Genomic DNA, 22,315 nt, shown 5'->3' with positions numbered 1-22,315 from the left:
CTACTCCTTTTCACGGCGGTGGATGAAGGTTTGTGTGCTGCGCAGCAAATGAAAACTCCCGCCGAAGCGGGAGTGGAGGGAGAATTACTCGTTGATATCCGGGTGCTGCTGCACCAGGTTTTTACGCTTCGCTTCCAGTTTCGCGATCTCGGCATCGATATCTTCGATTTTCTGCTCGATGTTGTCGTGATGTTCCTGGAGGATTTCACGCGCTTCTTCAATGTCGGATGCCGCAGGCGTTGCGCCAATCAACGGTTTATTCGCCGTCTCTTTCATATACAGGCCGGTGACCAAACCAATCACCGCAATCACCATCAAATAATAAGCCGGCATGTAGAGATTGTTGGTGGACTCCACCAGCCAGGCGGCGGCGGTCGGCGTCAGACCGGCAATCAGCACCGAAATGTTGAAGGCACTGGCGAGTGCGCTGTAGCGGATATGGGTCGGGAACATCGCGGGCAACGAGGAGGCCATCACACCGGTAAAGGCGTTCAGGATCACCGCCAGCAGCAGCAGACCGGCAAAAATCAGCCCAATCACGCCGCTGTTAATCAGCATAAACGCCGGAATGGAGCAGATGAACAGCGCGATGCTACCAATAATGACAAACGGGCGGCGGCCAAAACGGTCACTCAGCATCCCCATCACTGGCTGCACAAACAGCATCCCGATCATAATGGCGATGATAATCAGCACACCGTGATCTTCCGAGTAGTGCAGGTTATGCGACAGGTAGCTCGGCATATAGGTCAGCAGCATGTAATAGGTCACGTTGGTGGCAATCACCAGACCTACGCAAGCCAGCAGGCTTTTCCAGTGTTTGCTGGCGATCTCTTTAAACGAGACTTTCGGGCCGTCACGCAAACCTTCACGATCGCCCTGTTCCAGCTTGTCCACATGCTGCTGGAAGGCCGGAGTCTCTTCCAACGCATGGCGCAGATACAGCCCGATGATGCCTAACGGCAGCGCAAGGAAGAACGGCAGACGCCAGCCCCACTCCAGAAAGCGGTCTTCGCCGATAATGGTGGAGATCAGTACTACCAGACCGGCACCCAGCACGAAACCGGCGATGGAACCGAAATCCAGCCAGCTTCCCATAAAGCCACGCTTACGGTCCGGCGAGTATTCGGCGACGAAGATCGACGCGCCGGTATATTCACCGCCCACCGAGAAGCCCTGCGCCATTTTGGCGAGCAGCAGTAACACCGGCGCCCAGATGCCGATAGACGCATACGAAGGTATCAGGCCGATACAGAAGGTACTGATCGACATAATAACTATGGTTATCGAGAGAATTTTCTGCCGACCGTATTTATCCCCCAGCATGCCGAAGAACAGGCCACCCAGCGGACGGATCAGAAAGGGGACGGAGAAGGTCGCCAGCGCGGCGATCATCTGAATACCGGGCGTCGCGTCCGGGAAAAACACCTTACCCAGCGCATACGCCACGAAGCCATACACACCAAAATCGAACCATTCCATCGCGTTACCCAGAGATGCCGCGGTGATGGCCTTACGTAAACGGCTATCGTCGATGATGGTGACATCATCCAGCCCGATCGGTTTTACACGTTTCCTACGAATTTTCATGAGGTTACCCTGTCCTGGAATCAGAAAGTCCTCAACGGCGCGGACCGGGTTACAGCAGTCAGTCCGCGGCGTTGAGAAAATTAAAGCATAGCCGTAAAAAGTGCGTTTCTCCGGCTTGCTACAGCAATAATTACGCTGGCAATTATTGCATCCCGCGACAGAGTATACCGTTTTTGTGTGATATTTGTCATGTTTCAGCCAAAAACCAGCAAGTTTGTGGCTGAAACTATGGCTATGAATGGGCGTAAAACGCAGGTTTACAGCAGGGACCGCAGCGGTGCGCCTTTTACCCAACCATTGATATTTTCTACGGCTTCGGTGAAGTAGGTGCGGTAGTTATTATCGGCCACGTAACCCAGATGTGGCGTGGCGAGGACGTTCGGTAACTGGCGCAACGGATGGTCGGCTGGCAGCGGTTCCTGATCAAACACATCCAGCCCGGCACCCGCCAGTTGCCCGCTTTGCAAGGCGGCGATCATTGCCGCCTGATCGACCAGGCCAGCACGCGAAGTATTGATCAGCAGCGCGCCCGCTTTCATCTGTGCCAGCGCGTCGGCATCCAGCAGATGGCGGGTGCGATCGCTCAGTACCAGATGAAGTGAGACGACATCACTCGCCTGCAACAAGGCGGGCAGCGTGCTCATCTTTTCTGCCCCACAGGCGGCCGCGCGCTCTGCGGTCAGATTCTGGCTCCAGGCGCATACCCGCATACCAAATGCCTGTGCCACCTTCGCCATCTCGCCGCCAATTTTCCCCAGCCCAATCAATCCCAGGGTTTTGCCCTGCAACCCGATGCCCAGCGTCTGTTGCCACGGGCCATTGCTGCGTAGCGCCTGATTTTCGCTGACGAGATGACGCGCCAGCCCCAGCAACAGTCCCCAGGTCAGCTCCAGCGGAGGTGCGCTGCTGCTGCCAGTGCCGCATACCGCGATATAACGTTCGCGGCAGGCATCGAGATCGATAGAGGCATTCCGCATGCCGGACGTGACCACCAGCTTCAGTTTAGGCAGGCGGCCAATCAGCTCAGCGCTGAGCGGGGTACGTTCACGCATCACCACCAGAATATCGGCGTGCTCAATTTGGCTGACCAGCGTGTCGGGATCGTCGATGTGGGTGGTGAGGGCGGTGGTGTGGACCAGCGGTTCCAGCGTCGCCCAGTCGGCAAGCGTCAGGGCGACATTCTGGTAATCATCAAGAATGATGCAGTTCAGACTCATGGGATTCCTCAGCAAGTAGCGGCTGCTGCCCCTGCTCGTTGAGCCATGCGCGCAGCCGGTCATTATCCATTGGCCAGGCGTAATAATAGCCCTGAATAAATACCACACCACGCTGTTGCAGGTACTGGAATTGTAACGAGGTTTCAACGCCTTCGCCGAGCACCTCAAGCTGCAACTTGTGCGCCAGATTGATAATCGCGTCCAGTACCGGGGTTTCGCCATCCAGCCGTTCAATCGCGTTGATAAAGCCGCGATCGATCTTCAGATAATCGAGTGGAAAAGTTTGCAGATAACTGAGCGAGCAGTGACCAGTACCGAAATCGTCGATTGCCACCTTCATCCCTTGCGCCTGTAGCAATCGCAACTTACGCGCCACATCCTCACCGTCGTGAATCAAACTGCGCTCGGTCAGCTCCAGGGTTATCTGCAATTTTTTGTTCTGCACGCGTCTGGCGAACAGTTGGATATCTGCGACAAACTCCGGGTGTTGCAAATGTTCTGCCGCCAGATTCAGCCCGATATGGAACCCTGGTTCCACTTGCCAGCTCTGAATGTCTTCCGCCATCAGCTCCAGCAAATGACGCGTCAGCGGCACAATCATGCCTTCCTCTTCTGCTGCGCTGATAAAAATGTCAGGCCGGATGGTATCGCCGTTTGGCAAATGCCAGCGCAGCAACGCTTCGACACCGTTGCAGCGCTGCGCGGCCATGCTGTAGACCGGCTGATAATGGACCGAAAACTGGCGGTTGCGCATCGCGCGACGAATTTCATCCCGCCAGGAGATACGACGACGCAACCAGTTGGCGGTGAGGATCATCAGCAGAATGGAAAAAATCGCCGCCATTGGCAGGAAAATAAACAACGCCTGCCGCCACGCCTTCAACAGTTCGCTGGGAGGGACCACCACTTCGACGCTGATGGGATAGCGGCTGGATTCTGCCTGCCAGGGTTCACTTTTCAGGTAGGTTTCCGGCAACTGCTCCGCCGGCCCGCTGGTGATAGGGGCGCCGTCATTAAACCGCATGGTCATGCGATAGCCACGCGACTCGCCCAGCGCGCGCATAAAATCCATCAAATACTGACCATCAATCACCGCCCAAAAGCCTTCACCATCAGGAAGTTGCCGCACAAAGATCACTGCCGGGCGGTCTGGCACGCCAAATGTCCCACGGATCGAGATACTCCACCAGGCTTTGCCGGTTACGGGGGGTTGACGCAGCATCATTTCGCTCAGAGAACCGGGATTCATCCCGTATGCCGAGGAGCAGGTCACGTTATCGCCCTCCAGCTTGCCGATGGAGCGAAAATAGGCGTTCAGGTTACCTTCACGTTGCAGCTTGTCTTCAATCGCCGCACAGGGTTGATAGTGGAACTGGCGCAACTCGGTGATCATGTCCCAGGCGCTGTCGCTCATTCTTTCTGCCTGAGCCAGTAGGGAGTTAGCGGTGGTGATTTGCTGCTGATGCACGGTGTGGCGTGCTTCAATGGCCGTGCAGAGGATGCCAAGCACCAGCGGCAGCAGCCCGGCACAAACAATCAACAGCCAACCAAAATCGCGGTTTCGTCTCTGCGGTGGCACCAGGCATCCCTCGTCAGGTTTAAGCAGCGGGAAGGGCGATAAGCTGCGGCTTCAGCAGCATAGCACTTCCCGGGGCCGTGCATGTTAGCGTTTTGATTTTCAACCAAACTGACCCAGGTCAATTATCGACTCCGCTTTGCGTTTATTGACATTGTTTTGCCGTTATTGGCATTTCCCAGGGTGAAAAGCGCTGTGTCAGGATGATTTGCAGGCAAACCGACCCGGCAAAGGAGCAGAAAATGAGTACGGCAATCCTGGATGTCAGCGCATTACGGCAGCGCATTAGCGAGGGAGAATGGCAGGCACGCGTCAAACTGGCGCAGGCTTATCATCTGGCGGCAAAGTTGCGCTGGACGGATCATATTTACACCCATTTCTCACTGCGCGTACCCGGCGAAAAACCGCATTTCCTGATTAATGCTTACGGGCAGACCTTCGATGAAATCCAGCCGGAGACGCTGGTGAAGATCGACATCGACGGCAACATCATTGATGATCCGACCGGACTGGGTATTAACCCGGCCGGATTTGTGATTCACAGCGCGATCCATCGTGCCCGCCCGGATGCGCATGCGGTGCTGCATACCCATACCGCCGCGGGCATTGGGGTGTCGGCACAGAAGCACGGGCTGTTGATGATTTCGCAGCACAGCACCCGCTTCCATCAGCGCCTTGGCTATCACGATTACGAAGGTATCGCGCTGGATCTGGATGAGCAGCAACGTATCGTGGCCGATCTTGGCACGCGTAACGCGTTGATTTTGCGCAATCATGGCCTGCTCACCAGCGGCGGCAGCATCGAAGAGGCATTTTATAACCTCTATTATCTCGAACGCGCCTGTCAGGCACAGCTGGCGGCACAAGCGGGCGGTGCTGAACTGATTATCCTGCCGGATGCGGTGGCGGAGAAAGCCGCGCAGGCATTTGATAACAGTATCCGCAACCAAAAATATCTGCTGCACTGGGATGCCTACATCCGTCAGCTCAACCGCAACGCCCTCTGAGAGTCTCACCGATGAAATGGCTGAAACCCGTTATTGCTGCGCTGTTGCTGTGCGCGGCGTTTGGCAGTCAGGCTGCGCCTGATTTAAGTCACGTCACGCTGGTGCTGGGCGATCAGGCGCGCAACCTGCGCTCGCTGGTTGAAGCGGCCGGAGTGATGAAAGATGCGCCTTATCAGTACCGTTGGGCGAATTTTCAGGGGGCGGCTCCGTTGTTTGAAGCGCAGCGCGCCGGGGCCGTGGACACCTCCTACGCCGGTGATCTACCGGTGCTGATGGCGGCATCTGGCGGTGTTCCGCTGAAAATCATCGCCACCAACGTCGGTGACGGCGGCTCCAACGGGCTGATTGTGCCGGCGGATTCCCCAATCCACAGCGTTAAGGATTTGGTGGGTAAAGAGGTGGTGGTTTCATCTGCGCGCGGCAGCATCTCACAGCATCTGTTGTATCAGGCTTTGCAGGAAGCAGATGTGCAACGGGATGCCGTACCGGTGCGTTTTGTGCTGCCAACCGATGCCAGCGCGGCGTTTAACTCGGGGCAGATTAGCGCCTGGGCCACCTTTGATCCCTATTTAGGTATTGCGGAGCAGCATGGCGCACGCCTGCTGCGTGATGGCAAAGGGCTGACCACGGCACTCTCCTTTGTCACCGCGACACAAAGCTCGCTCGATGATCCGTTGAAGCGCGCGGCGATTGCCGATTTCACCCATCGTCTGGCACAGGCGCGTGAGTGGGCGCTGGCGCACCCGCAAGAATACAACCAGGTATATGCGCAACTGACGCGCCTGCAACCGGCTGATGCCGGGAAAATCACCGCGCGTATCTCCCACGGTATTCGCGCGGTGACACCGGATGATATCGCCCAGGTGCAGAAGGTATCTGACCTGTTCAGCGCGCTGCATATTCTGCCGAATAAGGTAGATGTGCAGGCGATTACCGATACACAGGTGTTTGCTGACGGCGGGCAGCATTGATTGAAAGCGCAATAAATTGCGCCGCTACCTGACGTAGCGGCGTGATTTATCACGCAAAACAGGCTAGCCCGATTTTCTGCGCAGCAACGCCAGCGCGGCGAGCATCAGGCTGAGGCTGGCGAGCAGCGTCAGGGTGGCCATTGCCATGCCCTGTCCGACGGAGCCTTGCTCAAACTGCCGCCAGATAAATATCGCTACGGTTTGCGTGCCTGCCGGAGCCAGAATCAGTGAAGTCACCAGTTCGCGCGAGGCGACGGCAAACACCATCATCATGGCCGCCAGCAGGCTCGGTGCCACCAGCGGTAACACAATCAAACGCAGCGCCTGGATACGCGTCGCCCCATGCACGCGGGCGGCGGGTTCCAGCGTTGGACCAAGCTGGCGCAGGGCACTGCTGACATAGCGCACCGGCCACGGCAGCAGCAGGCAGCTATAGGAAAGCAGCAAAATTGCCAGCGTGTTGTAAGGTGAAACTGGCCAGAAACCGCGATTCCACAGCAGAATCAACCCCACGCCAATCACCACCCCCGGCATGGCCGCCGGTAGCAGCGCCAGACCATCCATCAGCGCCAGCAGACGGGTTTTGCCCTCGGCAACGCGCCAGGCGATGAGAAAGCCAAGAAGCCCGGTCAGCAACGCCGCCCCCAGCGCCAGCCCGATGCTGGTGGAGAAGGCTGTCAGCGCATCCCCCTGCTGGCTGAACAGCGCGGCGAAATGGCGCAGCGTCAGGTTGCTGGTATGAATGCCACCGGACAAGGTATTTAACAGGCCGCTGAGCGTCATGGCCCCCAGCGGTAACGCTACCGCCAGCAGCACGGTCCCGGTGAACAACAGCAACATTGGCCACTGCCAGCCACCAGGATCGGCGGCATCCTGTGACACCGGTTTGCCGCTCACTGCCGTGACATCGCTGCTGCCGGTCAGTTTGCGCTGGCAAAACCACGCCAGCAGCGCCACCAGGCTTAACATCAGCGACAACGAGGCGGCCCCTGGCAAATCGATGGGCCAGTCGGCCAGCTTCTGTTCAATGCCCACCGTCATCAAGGTTAATCCGGCGCGTGCACCGAGCGCCGCCGGCACACCGTACTCCTCAATCGCCAGGGTAAACGCCAGCAGCACACCACCCGCCAACGCCGGTAAGGTCAGGGGCAGGGTGATTTGCCAGAAAGCACGCCATGCGGAAGCGCCATGCACCCGCGCCACCCAGGCCAGACGCTGCCCACTTGTCATCAGCGCACGCGACACCGCGAAGTAAACCACCGGAAAGATATTCAGCGTCATCACCAGCATCATGCCGCTGCTGCTGAACAGCAGGCTGTCAAAATTCAGCCCGGTGAGCTGGGCAACGTAACCATTGCGTTGCAGCGCCAGCGTCCAGGCCAGCGCGACGATGTAAGGTGGCGTCAGGAAGGGGATAAGAAACAACAGATCCCACAGCGCCCCGCCGGGCAGGCGAAACAGCCCACGCAGCGCGCCAAGGGGTAGCCCGAGCAGCAGGCTGCCGAGTGCCACTCCCAGGCCAATTTTCAGCGTACCCAGCCACATCGGGACTAACTGCGGGTCCTCCAGCAGGGTCGGCAGCGCGCTGAAAGCGCCACGCCACTCTCCCTCGCTCAGATGCGGAAACAGCGCCTGGAGCACGATAAACAGCAGCGGCAGCGCCACCAGCACCAGCAACGCCAGCAGGATCAAACCGTTAAACAGGGCACGCGCCATGACTTATTGCCCGAACAGCGTGGCAAAGCGTTTCAGCACTGCCGCGCGTTCGCTGCCCCCCTCCTGATTCACCGGCAACAGTTTAATCTCGGTGATCAGCGGGCGTTGTGCCTTGATATCGGTACGCGCTGGCATCAGCCAGGCCTTCGCCACTTGCTGCTGGCCCTCATCCGACAACACATAATCGATAAAGGCTTTAGCATCCGCAGCATGTTGGCTGGTTTTCAGGATCATCATCGGACGCGGCGCGACCACCGTGCCGTTTTCCGGGAAAATCACTTTCACCGCCTCACCTTGCGCGATGTTGTTGTAGGTCACGTAATCCACCGCACCAAATACCGCCGCCTTCGCACCCTGCAACACCGGCGTCACCGCCTGGGCGTTCGGGCCGCTGATCACCATACCGTTGGCTTTGAGTTGATCAAACAACTGCCAGGCTTTTTCACCTTCGCCGTTCTGCAAACCGATTAACAGATCGAGGGACGCCCCGGACAGCGCTGGATCGGGTGTAGTGACCTGATCTTTAAATGCCGGGCCGGTGAGGTCCTGCCAGGTTTTCGGTTCCGGGGTATGGCTATTGGTGTTCCAGACGATACCGAGCGCGGAAATGCCTTGTGCCACGTAAGCATCGGTTTTAAACGCCGCCGGGACGTTGGCCGCGTTGGGGCTTTGGTAAGGCAGCAACCAACCACGTTGTTGCAGGTCTTCGGCGGTATCCCAGGAGGCGGAGATCAGCACATCGGCCTGCGGATTTGCCTGTTCGGCTTCCAGGCGCGCCATCACTTTGCCGGTGGTGGCCTGGAATATATTCACCTTGACCCCGGTTTGTTTTTCAAACCCGGCGGCGAGGCTTTTTGCCAGCGATCCCGGCCCGGCGGTGTACACCGTCAGTGCCTCGGCATCGTTCATCATCATCATGGCGGAAGTCAAAATCATCGCGCTGATGGCTCCTGTTTTAACAGACTTGAGAGATGGCATGGTTTTCCCCTGAGAGGTCAGTGACTGAAACCATCTGGCCCTGCGCCAGATGGATAATGCGGTCGGCGAGGGTATTGGCCTCCTCGCGGTCGTGGGTGACGTATACGGCGGTGATCCCGGCGGCGCGCAGCAACTGCGCCATATGTTGTGCGAGGGTTTCACGCAGTTCGCGGTCGAGATTGGATAAGGGTTCGTCGAACAGCAGAATCGCCGGTTGTGCGACCAGCGCACGCGCTAACGCGACGCGTTGCTGCTGACCGCCCGACAACATCGCGGGTTTACGATCGCCAAATCCGCTCAGTTCCACCTGCGTCAGCGCGGCTTGTGCCTGCTCCAGCGCCGTTGCTTTTTTTACCCCGCGCATACGCAACGGAAAGGCCACGTTCTGCGCCACGCTCATATGCGGCCACAGCGCGTAATCCTGAAACACCATGCCGAGGTTGCGCGCTTCCGGCGCTGCGCAGTGGGTGGCAGAGGCGACGCACTGGTCGCCCAGCCAGATTTCGCCGGACGTGGGTTGCAGCAAACCCGCCAGCAGTTTCAGCAGCGTACTTTTGCCACAGCCAGAAGGGCCGAGCAGCGCCAGCGTTTGTCCGGCCGGAATGGTCAGGGAGAGATCGTGCAGAATGGTCAGGTTACCCGCTGACCAGCTCAGGTTTTTCAGTTCGATGGGTTGTGCGACACGCGTCATTGACCACCTCCCGCTAACAACAGGAAGCGGCAGCACGCCACGCGCACCCGATGGTTTATCAGGAGCGGCATCAGATTGTTATCCTCTTTGGGATTTCACTGGCGGCGAGTCTACGGTGGAGATATGACGGAATGATGACCAAATATCATCAGAGGCTATGATGCGCCGCGGCATAAAAGGCGTATAGTAAAGGTTCTGTTATAAAAACTCCGTCAAACACGAGCGCAATTACTCATGCCTGACCAGCCTGCTGCGGAACCTGCTTTAACGCCTTTCCGTCTGAATTTACTGATTCTCTCCATCGTGATGTTCAACTTTGCCAGCTATCTCACCATTGGTTTGCCATTGGCGGTGCTGCCCGGCTTTGTCCATGACGGCCTCGGCTATAGTGCCTTCTGGGCCGGACTGGTGATTAGCCTGCAATATCTCGCCACGCTGCTGAGCCGCCCCCATGCCGGACGCTATGCCGACCAGTGGGGACCGAAAAAAGTGGTGGTGATCGGCCTGTTCGGTTGTTTTATCAGCGGGTTATGCATTCTGCTTTCGGCCTTGACCGAAAGCTGGACGGTGCTCAGTCTTGGGTTGCTGTGCCTGGGCAGGGTGATTCTTGGTATCGGCCAGAGTTTCTCCGGCACTGGCACCTCGCTGTGGGGCGTGGCGCGGGTTGGCTCATTGCATATTGGTCGGGTGATCTCATGGAACGGCATTGTCACCTATGGGGCGATGGCGATTGGGGCACCGCTTGGCGTGGTGATTTTCCACAGCGGCGGGCTGTTGCTGCTCTCCGGGGTGATCATCGCCATCTGTGTGCTGGCGATTGCGCTGGCGTTACCGCGTGCGCCGGTGAAAGGCAGCAAAGCCAAACCGCTGCCGTTCCGTGATGTCCTGGGCAAGATTTACGGCTTTGGCCTGATCCTGGCGATGGGATCGGCGGGCTTCGGGGTGATCGCCACCTTTATTACCTTGTTCTATAAAGATAAAGGCTGGGATGGCGCGGCATTTGCCCTGACGCTATTCAGCGCTGCCTTTGTCGGCACCCGTTTGTTGTTCCCGAATGCCATCAACCGCCTCGGCGGCCTACGGGTTGCCAGCATCTGCTTTGCGGTGGAGGCGGTGGGCCTGTTCCTGGTTGCCGCGTCGTTTGATCCCTGGATGGCAAAGGTTGGCGCGTTCTTTACCGGCGCAGGCTTCTCGTTAGTCTTCCCGGCGATTGGCGTGGTGGCGGTCAAAGTGGTGCCGCAGCAGAATCAGGGCAGCGCGCTCGCCACCTATACCGCGTTTATGGATTTGTCGTTGGGGATCACCGGCCCGATTGCCGGTTTTATTATGAGCTTCGCGGGAGTGCCGCTGGTCTACTTCCTCACTGCGCTACTGGTGTGTCTGGCGCTGGTATGTACGCTGCGCATGAGCCGACGTCAGCCCGCCAGCCCGCCCATTGAAATCAAAGAGAATTAAAAAGAGGCCTCCGACCGAGGCCAATCACTACAAAGTTGTGTCAGAGACACAGATAAGGGTTCGTTTCGGTCAGGCTTGCAGCAATTCGATACTGGCGCGGATTTCACGTTCGATGTCTTGTGCGCTCCACTTCTCAAGCTCGGAAGAGAAGGGTTCAAAGGCATAGATGCCTTTGTAGCCCAGTCTCTCCAGACGCTTCACCTGCGCCACGCTGTTCAGGACATCGTTATCACTCAGCATGATGCGCTCTTCATCGGTGAGCTGTGCCGTCGGGCGACGATCTTCCACACCCGACAGGTGCACCAGACCGATCTGATTCACATCAATCTCCTGCGGGAACTCCAGCTCAGCGTTTTCGTACAGATGATGGTGGAAGGTATCCAGCAGCAGTTTGAAAGGTACCTGCGCATCGCGGATCAGTTGCTGGGTTTTCACCGCCGAACGCAGCGAGCTGACCGGGAAGCCAAGCGGTTCCACCAGTCCCTGAATACCGTAATGTTCAAAGCGCGGCGCTAGCGTTTGCAGCGCTGCCAACGTCTGTTCCGGGGAGATGGCGATCCCTTCGTTCAGTGGACACATCACCAACGCTTTGGCCCCGATCTGCTGCGCTTCCTGCAACAGGGCTTCGGTTTTCGCCAGCAGCGCGTCATCAACGCGGTTGAACGGATAGAGCGCGTTGATGGTTTCGATTTCAATGTGGTATTTGTCGGCCAGCGCGCGCAGCGCGGCGGCGCTGAGGCCATCAGTGACGCTGCCACTCGGCATATCGTTACGCAGTTCGACTTTGTTCAGTCCCAGACGCTGCACCAGCTGGAAGAACGCTTCCAGCGACAGCGTTGGAGCAATTTTACGGTTAATACAGAAACGGGTGGGATCGATGGCCATGCTGCGGCTCCTGTAATGATGTGCGGGTAAGATGGAGCCAAAGAAAACATTTATTTCATTGTTAGTGAATTATGAAATATCAGATATTGGATCTGCCTCGCAAAAATTTCATATTTCGTTTTGTATACCCGATCTATGCGGCGGCCATCGTGGATGGGGCGCGAGGAAAAATGCGATCCAGCCCGCTAAAAGGAAATTTTCCAAAAATAAGTATTTGAAAAATTTATTTCATTGTAATAGCTTCATATCACGCTTTTAGTCTTAGCTGGTTTACACATTAAAGAGGCAACGACATGAACATCGTAGGAAACTTTATCGGCGGCCAGATTACCCACAGCGCCAGCAACGAAACTATCCCTGTTTACGATCCGGCGACCGGCAAAGTGATACGTGAGCTGACGCAGAGCACCTCGGACGAAGTCGCTCAGGCGATTGAAGTCGCGCATGCGGCCTTCCCGGAATGGTCGAAGACCTCTCCGCTGCGTCGTGCCCGCGTGATGTTCAACTTCAAAGCTCTGATGGAACAACACCGTGAGGAGCTGGCGGCGTTGATTGTCTCTGAACACGGTAAAGTCTGGTCTGATGCGCTGGGCGAGCTGACGCGCGGTATTGAAGTGATTGAATTTGCCTGCGGTATTCCGCATCTGATCAAAGGCGAAAATTCACCCAACGTGGGCGGCGGCGTTGATAGCTACTCGCTGATGCAGCCGGTGGGCGTGGTGGCGGGTATTACGCCGTTCAACTTCCCGGCGATGGTGCCGTTGTGGATGTTCCCGATTGCGCTGGCCTGCGGTAACACCTTTGTGCTTAAGCCACCGGCGCTCGACCCGTCAGCCTCTGTGCGCATGGCGGAGCTGCTGAAAGAAGCGGGTCTGCCAGATGGCGTGTTCAACGTGGTGCACTCCTCCAACGAAGATGCTGAGCAGCTGTATAAAGATCCGCGCATTGCGGCGGTGAGCTTCGTCGGTTCATCCGGCGTGGCCGAGCATATCTACAAAACCGCCAGCGCCCACGGCAAACGTGTTCAGGCGTTTGGCGCAGCGAAAAACCACGCCATCGTGATGCCGGATGCGGATCTTGATGCCACCGTGAACGCCATTATGGGCGGCGCATTTGGTTCGGCCGGTGAGCGTTGCATGGCACTGCCGGTGGTGGTGGCCGTGGGTGAAGGCACCGCCGATAAACTGATTGCACGCCTGACGCCGCTGATCAAAGCGCTGCGCGTCGGTCCGGGTATCCAGAAGGGTGCGGAAGAGAATGAAATGGGGCCGGTGGTGTCTGCCGCGCACCAGAAAAAAGTGCTGGGTTATATCGACAAAGGTGAGCAGGAAGGCGCGAAACTGGTGGTGGATGGTCGTAACTATCAGGTGCCGGGCCATGCGGAAGGTTATTACGTGGGCGGTACGCTGTTCGACAATGTAACCTCAGAGATGACCATCTGGCGCGAAGAGATCTTCGGACCGGTGCTGAGCATCATGCGTTCCCCGGATTTCCACAGCGCTCTGCAACTGGTCAATAGCCACGAATTCGGCAACGGTAGCGCCATCTTCACCAGCAACGGCCACACCGCGCGTGAGTTTGTGCAGGATGTGGAAGCGGGCATGGTCGGCGTCAACGTTCCGGTGCCGGTACCGATGGCGTTCCACAGCTTCGGCGGCTGGAAACGTTCGGTGTTTGGCGCGCTGAACGTGCACGGTCCGGACGGCGTTCGTTTCTATACCCGTATGAAAACCGCCACTGTGCGTTGGCCGAGCGGTCAGCAGACGGTGTCTGAATTCAGCATGCCGACCCTGGGTTAATCTGCCAACAGAGGAGGAGGGTGATGTCACTACTTGCGAAAGCGCAGCAGCCAGACAGCAATGGCCGAATTCAGCATGTTACGCCGGAAAGCGCGGGCTGGGGATATGTCGGTTTTGATGCTTATCTGCTGAAGAAGGGACAGACGCTGAAACTCAGCAGCGGCGATAAAGAGCTGTGTCTGGTGCTGGTGGCAGGTTTTGCTTCGGTGAAAACCCGTCATGCGGAGTTCCCCAATCTCGGTAAGCGTCTGTCACCGTTCGAGCGTATTCCGCCGTATTCGGTGTATGTGCCGCATAACGATGAGGTGGAAGTCTACGCCGATAGCGATCTGGAGCTGGCGGTGTGCAACGCTCCCAGCCAGGGCAACTTACCGGCGCGCCTGATTGCGCCGGAAGATGTCGGGGTCGAACATCGTGGCAAGGGACGCAACCAGCGTCTGGTGCATAACATTCTGCCGGACACTCAGCCAGCTGATAGCCTGCTGGTGGTGGAAGTCTACACCGACGAAGGCGCGACCAGTTCTTACCCAAGCCACAAGCACGACCAGAAGGACAGCCCGGACGAAACCTACCTGGAAGAGACCTATTACCACCGTTTCGATCCGGAGCCGGGTTTTGCCATGCAGCGCGTCTATACCGACGATCGTTCACTCGACGAATGTATGGCACCGTATAACCGGGATGTGGTGACGGTGCCGCGCGGCTACCATCCGGTGGCGACGCTGGCGGGGTACGATAATTATTACCTGAACGTGATGGCGGGTCCGGTACGTCTGTGGAAATTTACCTGGGAGAAAGATCACGCCTGGGTGAATAGCGACAAGTATCCGCGCGTTTAAAACGCGCAAACCGCGCGATGAATCGCGCCGCTACGATATTTGCATGTATTTGTAGCGGCGCGGTTTATCGCGCTTTTTTTGATGTGCGGATTTAACGTTTAATCCGTCGATCCCAGCGGCGACTAAACACCGCTTCACCGTTATGCTGCACCTTCATCTCGCCGCTGATGATGAAATGCGTCAAATCGCTACGCATTTCCAGCTCAATATCGGTTTCCGTCCACCAACCTTCCCGGCCAATCTTCATGCTCTGCGTCAGCAGATAATGGGCTGACAGCGGATCATCGTTATGACAGGTCAACTGGCGGCGCAGGCTGTGATCAACGGTGGTATCGATATCGTCAAAACGATAGACGCCCTCACCGAACACCCCGCCGATACCGTGGGTGACACTTTCCCAGCTATCGTTGACCACGTCATAACGCAACTCACGTTCGACACGTCCCGGCGACAGTAACGTCAGTGGCGTATTGGCTGCGGTGGTCGGTTGCGGGTTGGGGCCGTCAATCGCTGTCACCTGCCGACATACCGGCAGGTCGAGCGCGGCGCTCGCCAGATTCACCTTCAGGGTGGCGACTTCCGCCATCGGCCAGATCATCGGCCAGAAGGTGGTCGCCAGCGAAATGCGCAGACGATGTCCGGCGGCAAAGCGCCAGGCGATACCGTCCAGTTGCACCTGCACATCCACCACTTCACCCGGCGTCAGCGGCACGTTTTTATCCTGCCCCTGCAAATGGCTCAGGTTAACCCAGCCGTGTGTCACGCGGGTTGATGCGCCATCCGGTGCGATATCGGAGAGACGGACATACAGCATCGCCGCCGGTTTGTCGCTGCTCAGTTTGACGCTGAACTGCGGGAAACCGTAGATGCTCAGGCTTTCGCTTAACGGCGCGCTGTCAAAACTCTCTGCCAACCCGTCGTCCATACGTTGGTCGCTCGGGCTTTCGCCCAACACGCCCGCCCCCATCCACTCACCGGCAAACAGGCCGTGGTTCTGCTGGGTACAGATGGCTTGCCAGCTCTCCTGCGCCAGCGGCGTGGTGGTCAGGCTGCCTGGTTGCACATGCCAGCGTTGCGGCTGCGTCACCGCGTCGGTATCGCCGTCGATAGCAATCCACTCGCCAAACGCCTGGGGACGCTGCGATCCCGGACGCTGGCTGTCGTTCAGCCAGGCCTGCACACGCGGGCCAGCCAGTGCGTCATTATCCACCTGCTTCAGCCAGCGATCCCACCAGGTCACCGCTTCCTGGAGGAAACCAATTGCCGGTTCCGGCGTGCCATCCTGGGGATAGATATGCGCCCACGGGCCGATAATCGCCTTGCGCGGCACGTCGAGGTTGTCCATCAGACGGAACACCGCGTTGCTGTAGGAATCAGCCCAGCCGCCAACCGCCATTACCGGGCACTGAATTGCCGACCAGTCTTCACCGACCGAACCGTGTTTCCAGTAAGCATCTTTCAGTGGATGATCCATCCACAGCGCCGGGAAGAATGGCATGTTTTCCAGCCGATTCAGCCAGTCCTGATACCAACTTTCCCCCACCAGGGCCGGGTCCTGCGGGCGACTCTGGTAAGCCAGCATGATGCCGCCCCACCACAGGTTGTCATTCAGCAGGCAGCCGCCTTTGTAGTGGATATCATCGTTGTAACGATCGTCGGTAGAACATACGGTAATGATGGCTTTCAGCGCAGGTGGGCGGCGCGCCGCCAGTTGCAGGCAGTTAAAACCACCCCAGGATTTGCCCATCATGCCAACCGCACCGCTGCACCAGGATTGCTGGCTAATCCAGTCAATCACCTCCAGCGCATCTTCCTGCTCCTGCAACAGATATTCATCTTCCAGTAAGCCGTCTGATTCGCCGCTACCGCGCATATCGACGCGCAGCACCGCATAACCCTGACCGGCAAAATAACCGTGCATCGGCTCATCGCGGGTACGTGTCCCGTCGCGCTTGCGGTAGGGGATGTATTCGAGAATGGCGGGCACCGGCTGCTGGCTGGCGGAGAGCGGCAGCCACATGCGCGCGGCCAGGCGCGTGCCGTCTTTCAGGGTAATCCAGAGATGTTCCGTCACGCTGACGCTGTGGGGGAATTGCGTTACGAAGGTTTTCATGAGGCTCCTGCCATTGCGTTGTTCTGACGCTGACCCAGCACCTCATCCAGCCAGGTGGTACGCATTTCCGGCACTGAGGTCAGTAGTTTTTCGGTGTAGCTGTGCATCGGGGCACTGAACACTTGCTCGGTCGGCCCCTGCGCCACCACGTTGCCCTGGTACATCACCGCCACCTGCTGCGCGATGCGCTTCACGGTGCTGAGATCGTGGGTGATAAACAGGTACGACAGCCCCAGTTGCTCCTGCAAACGACGCAGCAGATTCAGCACCTCTTCCGCCACCAGCGGATCAAGTGCCGAGGTGGCTTCATCGCAGATGATCAAGTCCGGCTCGGCGGCCAGTGCGCGGGCGATACAAACACGCTGCTTTTGACCACCCGACAGCGCGGCGGGGTAGCGATCGATCAGGGTGAGCGGCAGCTCGGTCAGGCGCAGCAATTCTTCCACGCGTGCCCGTACCTGGCGTTTATCCAGTCCGAAATAGAAGGCAATCGGGCGACCAATCGCTTCAAGGATGGTCTGGCGTGGGTTGAGCGCCACATCCGGCAACTGATAAATCATCTGGATGCGGCGCAGCGTCTCTTTGTCGCGCTGCTGGTAGCGATTCGCCAGCACCTGACCGGCAAAGCTGACGTTGCCCGCGGTATCGCCCAGCAAGCCACACAGCGCGCGTGCCAGGGTGCTTTTGCCACTGCCGGATTCACCGATAATCGCCAGGGTTTCCCCTTTGGCAATGCTCATCGAGACGCCGTGAACCACGGTTTTGCCGTTGTAACCGGTGGAGAGATTTTGCAGGCTCAGCAGTTGACCCTGCGCGGTGTTCTCGGCATGCACCGACGTCAGCGCATGGGCGCGCTCCGATACCAACCGTTGGGTATAAGTTTCCAGCGGATTTTGCAGAATGTCAGCGGTGCTGCCGCATTCCACTTCGCTGCCCTGACGCAGCACCATGATGCGGTCAGCGATTTGCGCCACCACCGCCAGATCGTGGGTGATATACAGCGCGGCGGTGTTGAACTCGCGTACCAGCTTGCGCAGCATCACCAGCACTTCAATCTGGGTGGTGACATCCAGCGCGGTGGTGGGTTCATCCATCACCAGCAGGTCAGGTTTGCAGGACATCGCCATCGCTGCCATCGCGCGCTGCAACTGGCCGCCCGACAACTGATGCGGATAGCGCTGGCCGATGGTTTCCGGCTGCGGCAGATCCAGCGCCCGGAACAGCGTCACTGCCCAGGCCTGCGCTTCTTCGGCGTTCATCAGGCCGTGACGGATCGGGCCTTCGCACACCTGTTTACCGATGGTCAGCGCCGGGTTAAACGCGGCGGCGGCGCTTTGCGCCACATAGGCCACGCGTCTGCCGCGAATTTCACGTTTCTCTTTGCTGGAGAGCGGCACGATATCCTGTCCGGCGATACGCACTTCGCCACTGGCAATACGGCAGCCGGAACGGGCATAGCCCAGTGCGGCGAGGCCGATGGTGGATTTACCGGCACCGGATTCGCCAATCAGTCCCAGCACCTCGCCGGGTTTCAGGCTGAGTGAAATGTTCTGTACCAGTGGAATGCCCTGGTCGGTTTCAATGCGCAGATTGCGCATTTCCAGAATCGGTTGAATCATCCTTCTTCCCCCAGCGAGAGGTTGTTGCGCACCAGCAGCCAGTCAACCACCAGGTTGACGCCAATGGTCAACAGGGCGATAGCGGCAGCCGGGTAAAGCGGGGCCAGTTGGCCGAAGTTAATTGCCTGGGCGTTGTCACGCACCATGCTGCCCCAGTCGGCCCACGGCGGCTGGATACCCAGACCGAGAAAGCTCAAACCGGCGATAAACAGGAAGGTGAAGCAGAAACGCATGCCAAATTCCGCCAGCAGTGGCGGGATGGCATTCGGCAAAATCTCCTTACGCACGATCCAGCCGAGGCCCTCACCGCGCAGACGCGCCGCTTCGACATATTCCTGGCAGACAATGCCCTGCGCCACCAGACGCGCCAGACGATAAACGCGGGTGGCATCCAGCAAGGCAATGGTGCCGACCAGCACCGGAATCGAGGTGCCGAGTACCGACAACACGATCAGCGCCAGAATCAGTACCGGGATCGACATCAGGGTATCGACGATGCGCGTCAGCACCACATCGACCCAGCGGCCATAAATGGCGGCGGTGAAGCCGGTGAGAATACCGATGACAAACGAGATGGCGGTGATGGCCAGCGCGATGGCGATGGTGGTACGTGCGCCAAACAAAATACGCGACAACATATCGCGGCCAAGGCTGTCAGTGCCGAGCGGCAGCGCGCCGGAGGGCAGCATCCAGATATCGCCCACCTGTGCGGTTTCGCTGTGCGGTGCCAGCCACGGCGCAAACAATGCGGCAATCAGGTTAATGGCGATGATCGCCAGGCCGAGCATGGCGGAAAACGGCACCGCGCGGCTTTTCAGTTTTTTCATTGCTTACCTCGCGTGGCGCAGTCGTGGGTTACACCAAATCGCCAGCAAATCGGCGGCGGTGTTGAGCAGAATGTAGGTGCCGCCAAACAGCAGCCCGCAAGCCTGCACCACCGGCAGGTCGCGCTTGGTCACCGCATCCACCATCAGTTGCCCAATGCCCGGATATACAAACACCACTTCGACCAGAATCACTCCCACCACCAGATAGGCGAGGTTGAAGGCGATGACGTTGATGATCGGTGCCAGCGCATTGGGCAGCGCATGGCCCAGCACAATGCGCCAGCGCGACAGGCCTTTCAGCAGCGCGGTTTCGATATAGCTGCTCGACATCACCGCGCCCACGGAGGCGCGGGTCATCCGCAACATATGCGCCAGCACCACCAGCACCAGCGTCAACATTGGCAGGGTGCAGGCGTACAGGCGTGAAAGGAAACCGGCATCCGGGTCGACCAGCGCCAGACTGGGAAACCACGCCAGGCGGATGGCGAAGAAAATCACCAGCACATAACCGACAAAGAACTCCGGCACGGAAATACTCAGCAAGGTCAGCGAGTTAGCCAGACGATCAAACCAGGAACCACGCCACACCGCCGAGGCGATACCCAGCAGCACCGCCAGCGGAATGGCGATGATGGCGGCATAACCGGCGAGGAACAGCGTATTCGCCAGACGCGGTAACAGCTCCGCGCTAATCGGCTGGTTGTTCGCCAGCGAGTTACCGAGATCGCCGTGCAAAACGCCACCCAGCCAATGCAGGTAGCGCCAGATGGCGGGCTGATCCAGTCCGAGCTGCGTGCGCAGCGCGGCGATGGTTTCCGGCGTACCGTTTTGTCCGAGAATTGCGCTGGCGACATCGCCAGGCAGCAATTCCGTACCGACAAAAATCAGTAACGACACCAGCCAGAGCGTGAGCAAGCCCAGCAGCAGGCGATGTAAAATCTGCTTTTTCATTACGACTCCAGCCAGACGCGTTCAGCCAGGCGACCACCCATAAAGTTGAACATCGGATGTGGTTTTACGCCGCCCAGTTTTTTGCTGGTGGCATCAAGGTAGTCACCGAACAGCGGGATCATCGCACCACCATCATCGCTGGCGATTTGCTGCAATTCGCCATAGATCTCGGCACGTTTCTGCTCATCCAGCAGCGAACGTGCCTGAATCAGCAGGCTGTCGAATTTCTCATTCTTCCAGTGGGTATCGTTCCACTTGGCGGTGGATTGCCATGCGGTGGAGAACATCTGGTCAGCGGTTGGGCGACCACCCCAGTAACCCATGCTGAACGGGGCTTTCATCCACACGTCGTCCCAGTAGCTGTCGGCAGGCTGACGTTTGATGCTGACCTGAATCCCCGCCGGTGCGGCCTGACCCTGGAACAGCGCAGCAGCATCGAGCGCACCGGCAAAGGCGGCATCGGAGGAGGAGAGTTCGACCGGCAGGCTGGTCAGTCCGGCTTTCTTCAAATAGAACTTCGCTTTGTCGGCATCATAAGCACGCTGGGGCAGCGCTTTGTTGAAGAAGCGGTCAGTTTTCGGGATCGGATGGTCATTACCCAGTGAGCCGTAGCCACGCAGTACGGTCGCCAACAGTTTTTCACGGTCGATACCGTATTTAATCGCCATACGTACGTCGTTGTTATTAAACGGCGCAACGCGGCAATCCATCAGGAAGGTAAAGTGCTGGCCGCCAGACGAACGGATGATGTTCAGCGCCGGGCTGCGTTTCAGGAAATCAACGGTTTTGAAATCCACGCGGTTAATGGCATGGACCTGACCGGAGATCAGGGCGTTGGTACGTGCGGTGGCATCGTTGATCACCAGCACTTCGACCGCATCAACAAAGGCGCGATTCGGTTTCCAGTAATTCGGGTTACGTTTGAAGTAAGAACGCACGCCAGGCTGGTACTGATCAAAGACAAAGCCGCCGGTGCCGATCGGGTGTTTCCAGTCGGTGAAGCCGTCCGGCACCACCACCAGATGGTAATCCGCCAGCAGATAAGGTAAGTCGGCGTTGCCGCTGTCCAGCGTCAGGGTGATTTCGTTATCACCGCTTTTCTTCAGCTCGGTGATGCTCGCCAGTTGGGTTTTGATGGCGCTGCGCGACTGGTCGCCGCGATGCAGGTTAATGGAGTAGAGAATATCTTCTACCGTCAGGGTCTTACCGTTATGGAAGGTCACGCCCTGGCGTACTTTAAAGGTCCACTCCTGCGCGCCGGGTTTTGCCGACCAGCTTTCCAGCAGCTCTGGCGTCGCCTGATTGTTCTCATCAATCTCGATCAGGCCGTTCATCAGCATGTAAGCCTGGTTGAGCGGCACCCAGTCACTGAACAGCGTTGGGTCCAGTGAATCGCTGGTATTGCCGCCGGACATACCGAGTTTCAGCACGCCGCCTTTTTTCGGGGTGGCCTCAGCCGCAAAACCGGCGAAAGGAGAAAGTGATAATGCCGTACCCGCACCAATCAGCGCGGCAGTATTGATAAATGAACGGCGGCTTAAATTCGCGCCCTGAAGATATTTGTTAAATTTGTCCTGCTCGTCTTTCATTTATTTTTCTCCGTTGTTATTCGCCCTGTTTTACTAATCACCCTGAGCCTTAGCGCAGTTATTTCTGATTTATATCAAAACCAATAAAACCTGATGTATGAGATTTTCGTATCAGACTATGCGAAAAACGCGCAGCAGAACACCCACAAAAAAGATAATTTCCTGATCATCAGGCAACACCAGGGAAAATGCATGTGGAACTGCATACGATAGTTGGGCTAATTGGCGTTTTTTGTTACTTACTGGCTTACGCACTGGTTCAGTTGCGTAAATTAGTCATTGATTCAGATATTTATGCTTGTCTGAATATCGCGGGAGGGGTTTGTGGCCTCTATTCATTGAGTCATGATTTTAATTTGGCGATGGTGATTTCCCAGTCGATGTGGTTAATTTTTACGCTGGTTGGTATGCATTCTTCACATCGCCGACGCGGCGCGCTAAAAAATAAACTTCCGCCGATGGATACCCAGCAATAAAGAAAGGGAAATAGCG

At 57.6% G+C, this 22,315-nt stretch carries 18 protein-coding genes; 6 read left to right on the top strand and 12 right to left on the bottom strand.

What is annotated here, in order from left to right:
• Positions 1-84 precede the first annotated feature (84 nt).
• The 3 genes from proP to L579_RS14100 all read right to left on the bottom strand — a co-directional run bounded on the left by proP (position 85) and on the right by L579_RS14100 (position 4,386).
• A complete protein-coding gene (proP, locus tag L579_RS14110) occupies positions 85-1,590 on the bottom strand; it encodes a glycine betaine/L-proline transporter ProP (RefSeq protein ID WP_021184892.1) in 1,506 nt (501 codons plus the stop codon).
• Positions 1,591-1,847: 257 nt separating this feature from the next.
• A complete protein-coding gene (locus L579_RS14105) occupies positions 1,848-2,807 on the bottom strand; it encodes a D-2-hydroxyacid dehydrogenase family protein (RefSeq protein WP_021184891.1) in 960 nt (319 codons plus the stop codon).
• Positions 2,782-4,386, bottom strand: coding sequence for an EAL domain-containing protein (locus L579_RS14100; RefSeq protein ID WP_021184890.1), 1,605 nt, complete (start codon positions 4,384-4,386; stop codon positions 2,782-2,784). Before L579_RS14100 ends, L579_RS14105 begins: the two co-directional genes overlap by 26 nt.
• A 239-nt stretch (positions 4,387-4,625) precedes the next feature.
• Here L579_RS14100 and L579_RS14095 point away from each other — a divergent pair, with 239 nt between their 5' ends.
• Together L579_RS14095 and L579_RS14090 are read left to right on the top strand one after the other, a co-directional pair.
• Positions 4,626-5,390 carry a class II aldolase/adducin family protein gene (locus L579_RS14095; protein WP_021184889.1) on the top strand — a complete coding sequence of 255 codons (765 nt, stop codon included), beginning with the start codon at positions 4,626-4,628 and terminating at the stop codon, positions 5,388-5,390.
• Positions 5,391-5,401: 11 nt separating this feature from the next.
• Complete coding sequence (locus tag L579_RS14090) at positions 5,402-6,361, top strand: ABC transporter substrate-binding protein (protein ID WP_021184888.1); 960 nt, start codon at positions 5,402-5,404, stop codon at positions 6,359-6,361.
• Positions 6,362-6,424: 63 nt separating this feature from the next.
• On the opposite strand, the gene L579_RS14085 is transcribed toward L579_RS14090, so the two are convergent.
• The 3 genes from L579_RS14085 to L579_RS14075 are packed head-to-tail and all read right to left on the bottom strand — an operon-like array spanning position 6,425 to position 9,746.
• A complete protein-coding gene (locus L579_RS14085) occupies positions 6,425-8,077 on the bottom strand; it encodes an ABC transporter permease (RefSeq protein WP_021184887.1) in 1,653 nt (550 codons plus the stop codon).
• A gap of 3 nt (positions 8,078-8,080) precedes the next feature.
• Entirely contained in the window at positions 8,081-9,055 is a 975-nt protein-coding gene (locus tag L579_RS14080) for an ABC transporter substrate-binding protein (RefSeq protein ID WP_021184886.1), read from the bottom strand.
• Positions 9,033-9,746 carry an ABC transporter ATP-binding protein gene (locus L579_RS14075; RefSeq protein ID WP_021184885.1) on the bottom strand — a complete coding sequence of 238 codons (714 nt, stop codon included), beginning with the start codon at positions 9,744-9,746 and terminating at the stop codon, positions 9,033-9,035. The genes L579_RS14080 and L579_RS14075 overlap by 23 nt, the downstream gene beginning before the upstream one ends.
• A 234-nt stretch (positions 9,747-9,980) precedes the next feature.
• Between L579_RS14075 and L579_RS14070 the strand changes: the two genes are divergently transcribed.
• On the top strand, positions 9,981-11,201 hold the full coding sequence (locus L579_RS14070; RefSeq protein ID WP_021184884.1) for an MFS transporter: 1,221 nt from the start codon (positions 9,981-9,983) through the stop codon (positions 11,199-11,201).
• Positions 11,202-11,270: 69 nt separating this feature from the next.
• Here the strand turns inward: L579_RS14070 and L579_RS14065 are convergent, their stop codons facing one another.
• Positions 11,271-12,086 carry a TIM barrel protein gene (locus L579_RS14065; RefSeq protein WP_021184883.1) on the bottom strand — a complete coding sequence of 272 codons (816 nt, stop codon included), beginning with the start codon at positions 12,084-12,086 and terminating at the stop codon, positions 11,271-11,273.
• A gap of 293 nt (positions 12,087-12,379) precedes the next feature.
• On the opposite strand from L579_RS14065, the gene L579_RS14060 reads away from it, so the two are divergent.
• Together L579_RS14060 and iolB are read left to right on the top strand one after the other, a co-directional pair.
• Positions 12,380-13,885, top strand: a complete 1,506-nt coding sequence (locus tag L579_RS14060) for a CoA-acylating methylmalonate-semialdehyde dehydrogenase (RefSeq protein ID WP_021184882.1) — start codon at positions 12,380-12,382, stop codon at positions 13,883-13,885.
• Positions 13,886-13,908: 23 nt separating this feature from the next.
• Positions 13,909-14,724, top strand: a complete 816-nt coding sequence (gene iolB / locus L579_RS14055) for a 5-deoxy-glucuronate isomerase (protein WP_021184881.1) — start codon at positions 13,909-13,911, stop codon at positions 14,722-14,724.
• Positions 14,725-14,815: 91 nt separating this feature from the next.
• On the opposite strand, the gene L579_RS14050 is transcribed toward iolB, so the two are convergent.
• From L579_RS14050 to L579_RS14030, 5 genes are read right to left on the bottom strand one after another with little or no spacing between them, the layout of a single operon-like run.
• Positions 14,816-16,837, bottom strand: a complete 2,022-nt coding sequence (locus L579_RS14050; protein ID WP_021184880.1) for a CocE/NonD family hydrolase — start codon at positions 16,835-16,837, stop codon at positions 14,816-14,818.
• Positions 16,834-18,456 (bottom strand): ABC transporter ATP-binding protein, encoded by a 1,623-nt coding sequence (locus tag L579_RS14045; protein WP_021184879.1) that lies wholly within the window; start codon positions 18,454-18,456, stop codon positions 16,834-16,836. Before L579_RS14045 ends, L579_RS14050 begins: the two co-directional genes overlap by 4 nt.
• A complete protein-coding gene (locus L579_RS14040; protein WP_021184878.1) occupies positions 18,453-19,283 on the bottom strand; it encodes an ABC transporter permease in 831 nt (276 codons plus the stop codon). Before L579_RS14040 ends, L579_RS14045 begins: the two co-directional genes overlap by 4 nt.
• Before the next feature lie 3 nt (positions 19,284-19,286).
• Positions 19,287-20,234: an ABC transporter permease gene (locus L579_RS14035; protein WP_021184877.1), complete on the bottom strand. Its 948-nt coding sequence runs from the start codon at positions 20,232-20,234 to the stop codon at positions 19,287-19,289.
• Complete coding sequence (locus L579_RS14030) at positions 20,234-21,823, bottom strand: ABC transporter substrate-binding protein (RefSeq protein ID WP_021184876.1); 1,590 nt, start codon at positions 21,821-21,823, stop codon at positions 20,234-20,236. Before L579_RS14030 ends, L579_RS14035 begins: the two co-directional genes overlap by 1 nt.
• 194 nt (positions 21,824-22,017) lie before the next feature.
• Between L579_RS14030 and L579_RS14025 the strand changes: the two genes are divergently transcribed.
• On the top strand, positions 22,018-22,299 hold the full coding sequence (locus L579_RS14025; protein ID WP_021184874.1) for a CBU_0592 family membrane protein: 282 nt from the start codon (positions 22,018-22,020) through the stop codon (positions 22,297-22,299).
• Positions 22,300-22,315: the final 16 nt, after the last annotated feature.

Origin of the sequence: Pantoea sp. AS-PWVM4 (assembly GCF_000468095.1) — a bacterium.
GTDB lineage: Bacteria > Pseudomonadota > Gammaproteobacteria > Enterobacterales > Enterobacteriaceae > Pantoea > Pantoea phytobeneficialis.
The sequence above is the reverse complement of the archived record's forward strand: the minus strand, read 5'-3'. Positions and strand labels throughout refer to the sequence as shown.

What these genes read in the sequence shown, in the direction of transcription:
- proP (WP_021184892.1), bottom strand. Translation starts at nt 1,590, where the DNA reads ATGAAAATTCGTAGGAAACGTGTAAAACCGATCGGGCTGGATGATGTC.
- L579_RS14105 (WP_021184891.1), bottom strand. Translation starts at nt 2,807, where the DNA reads ATGAGTCTGAACTGCATCATTCTTGATGATTACCAGAATGTCGCCCTG.
- L579_RS14095 (WP_021184889.1), top strand. Translation starts at nt 4,626, where the DNA reads ATGAGTACGGCAATCCTGGATGTCAGCGCATTACGGCAGCGCATTAGC.
- L579_RS14090 (WP_021184888.1), top strand. Translation starts at nt 5,402, where the DNA reads ATGAAATGGCTGAAACCCGTTATTGCTGCGCTGTTGCTGTGCGCGGCG.
- L579_RS14085 (WP_021184887.1), bottom strand. Translation starts at nt 8,077, where the DNA reads ATGGCGCGTGCCCTGTTTAACGGTTTGATCCTGCTGGCGTTGCTGGTG.
- L579_RS14080 (WP_021184886.1), bottom strand. Translation starts at nt 9,055, where the DNA reads ATGCCATCTCTCAAGTCTGTTAAAACAGGAGCCATCAGCGCGATGATT.
- L579_RS14075 (WP_021184885.1), bottom strand. Translation starts at nt 9,746, where the DNA reads ATGACGCGTGTCGCACAACCCATCGAACTGAAAAACCTGAGCTGGTCA.
- L579_RS14070 (WP_021184884.1), top strand. Translation starts at nt 9,981, where the DNA reads ATGCCTGACCAGCCTGCTGCGGAACCTGCTTTAACGCCTTTCCGTCTG.
- L579_RS14065 (WP_021184883.1), bottom strand. Translation starts at nt 12,086, where the DNA reads ATGGCCATCGATCCCACCCGTTTCTGTATTAACCGTAAAATTGCTCCA.
- L579_RS14060 (WP_021184882.1), top strand. Translation starts at nt 12,380, where the DNA reads ATGAACATCGTAGGAAACTTTATCGGCGGCCAGATTACCCACAGCGCC.
- iolB (WP_021184881.1), top strand. Translation starts at nt 13,909, where the DNA reads ATGTCACTACTTGCGAAAGCGCAGCAGCCAGACAGCAATGGCCGAATT.
- L579_RS14050 (WP_021184880.1), bottom strand. Translation starts at nt 16,837, where the DNA reads ATGAAAACCTTCGTAACGCAATTCCCCCACAGCGTCAGCGTGACGGAA.
- L579_RS14045 (WP_021184879.1), bottom strand. Translation starts at nt 18,456, where the DNA reads ATGATTCAACCGATTCTGGAAATGCGCAATCTGCGCATTGAAACCGAC.
- L579_RS14040 (WP_021184878.1), bottom strand. Translation starts at nt 19,283, where the DNA reads ATGAAAAAACTGAAAAGCCGCGCGGTGCCGTTTTCCGCCATGCTCGGC.
- L579_RS14035 (WP_021184877.1), bottom strand. Translation starts at nt 20,234, where the DNA reads ATGAAAAAGCAGATTTTACATCGCCTGCTGCTGGGCTTGCTCACGCTC.
- L579_RS14030 (WP_021184876.1), bottom strand. Translation starts at nt 21,823, where the DNA reads ATGAAAGACGAGCAGGACAAATTTAACAAATATCTTCAGGGCGCGAAT.